We start from the raw sequence: 2,526 nt of genomic DNA, 5'->3' as shown, positions 1-2,526 counted from the left end.
GAAAGGCCAATCAAACCGGGAGATAGCTGGTTCTCCCCGAAATCTATTTAGGTAGAGCCTTAGATGAATACCTTCGGGGGTAGAGCACTGTTTCGGCTAGGGGGTCATCCCGACTTACCAACCCGATGCAAACTGCGAATACCGAAGAGTAATGTCTAGGAGACACACGGCGGGTGCTAACGTTCGTCGTGGAGAGGGAAACAACCCAGACCGCCAGCTAAGGTCCCAAAGTACTAGTTAAGTGGGAAACGAAGTGGGAAGGCTTAGACAGCTAGGATGTTGGCTTAGAAGCAGCCATCATTTAAAGAAAGCGTAATAGCTCACTAGTCGAGTCGGCCTGCGCGGAAGATGTAACGGGGCTAAAACTAGTCACCGAAGCTGCGGCATTCAGATGACAGATTTCAGATGTCAGGAGACAGTATGGCAATCAAGTTTGAAGATTTGAACGTGTTTCAACGCGCTTATAAAGTGTCGTTAGAAATTCATCAAGCGAGCTTGGATTTTCCTAAGATAGAGCAATATGGGTTAGGAGACCAAGTTAGACGGGCAAGCAAAAGCATTTGTGCAAATTTAGCCGAAGGTTTTGCAAGGCAACGTTCTAAAGCGGATTTAAATCGATTTCTTAGCATGGCAATAGGCAGTGCTGATGAAATGAGAGTTTGGTTAAGATACTGTTATGACTTGAAATATGTAGATGAACAACATTGGCAAAGATGGCGTAATGAATACGAAGAAATTGCGAAGATGTTACAAGGTTTTGGTAAAACACTGAAACCTGACGTCTGAAATCTGTCATCTGATTGGGTAGGGGAGCGTTGTGTAAGCGGAAGAAGGTGGTTCGAGAGGGCTGCTGGACGTATCACAAGTGCGAATGCTGACATAAGTAACGATAAAGGGGGTGAAAAACCCCCTCGCCGGAAGACCAAGGGTTCCTGTCCAACGTTAATCGGGGCAGGGTGAGTCGGCCCCTAAGGCGAGGCTGAAGAGCGTAGTCGATGGGAAACGGGTTAATATTCCCGTACTTGTGATAAGAGCGATGTGGGGACGGAGCAGGTTAGGTTATCCGGGTGACGGAAGTCCCGGTCCAAGCGTGTAGGATGGATGATTAGGCAAATCCGGTCATCTAAATCAGAGGCGTGACGGGGAGACTCTACGGAGTCGAAGTAACTGATACCACACTTCCAGGAAAAGCCGCTAAGCATATCTTATCATAAACCGTACTGAAAACCGACACAGGTGGTCAGGTAGAGAATACTCAGGCGCTTGAGAGAACTCGGGTGAAGGAACTAGGCAAAATAGCACCGTAACTTCGGGAGAAGGTGCGCTGACGGTAATTGAAGTCCGTTGCGGATGGAGGTGAAGTCAGTCGAAGTGACCAGCTGGCTGCAACTGTTTATTAAAAACACAGCACTCTGCAAACACGAAAGTGGACGTATAGGGTGTGACGCCTGCCCGGTGCTGGAAGGTTAATTGATGATGTGAGAGCATTTGATCGAAGCCCCAGTAAACGGCGGCCGTAACTATAACGGTCCTAAGGTAGCGAAATTCCTTGTCGGGTAAGTTCCGACCTGCACGAATGGCGTAATGATGGCCAGGCTGTCTCCACCCGAGACTCAGTGAAATTGAAATCGCCGTGAAGATGCGGTGTACCCGCGGCTAGACGGAAAGACCCCGTGAACCTTTACTATAGCTTGACACTGAACATTGAATTTTGATGTGTAGGATAGGTGGGAGACTGCGAAGTATTAACGCCAGTTAATATGGAGTCGTTGTTGAAATACCACCCTTTAAGGTTTGATGTTCTAACACAGACTACGGAACGTGGTCGTGGACAGTGTCTGGTGGGTAGTTTGACTGGGGCGGTCTCCTCCCAAAGCGTAACGGAGGAGTACGAAGGTTTGCTAATCACGGTCGGACATCGTGAGGTTAGTACAATGGTATAAGCAAGCTTGACTGCGAGACGGACAGGTCGAGCAGGTGCGAAAGCAGGTCATAGTGATCCGGTGGTTCTGAATGGAAGGGCCATCGCTCAACGGATAAAAGGTACTCCGGGGATAACAGGCTGATACCGCCCAAGAGTTCATATCGACGGCGGTGTTTGGCACCTCGATGTCGGCTCATCACATCCTGGGGCTGAAGTAGGTCCCAAGGGTATGGCTGTTCGCCATTTAAAGTGGTACGCGAGCTGGGTTTAGAACGTCGTGAGACAGTTCGGTCCCTATCTGCCGTGGGCGTTGGAAAATTGAAAGGGGCTGCTCCTAGTACGAGAGGACCGGAGTGGACGCACCGCTGGTGTTCCCGTTGTTTCGCCAGAAGCATTGCGGGGTAGCTATGTGCGGGAGAGATAAGTGCTGAAAGCATCTAAGCACGAAACTTGCCTTGAGATGAGTTTTCCCAGTCAATAAGACTGTAAGGGTTGTTTAAGACTAAGACGTAGATAGGCGGGGTGTGTAAGTGTAGTGATATATTGAGCTAACCCGTACTAATTGCCCGAGAGGCTTAACCATACAACGCTCAAGGGTTTTG

1 rRNA gene is annotated in these 2,526 nt (G+C 49.2%); it reads left to right on the top strand.

Annotation, left to right across the window (positions count from 1 at the left end):
• Nucleotides 1–2,507, top strand: a 23S ribosomal RNA gene (locus B8880_RS12080); the annotation flags it as partial.
• Nucleotides 2,508–2,526 lie beyond the last annotated feature (19 nt).

Source organism: Pasteurella testudinis DSM 23072 (assembly GCF_900176075.1).
Classification (GTDB): Bacteria; Pseudomonadota; Gammaproteobacteria; order Enterobacterales; family Pasteurellaceae; genus Chelonobacter; species Chelonobacter testudinis.
This window is presented reverse-complemented; position numbering and strand designations above follow the sequence as displayed.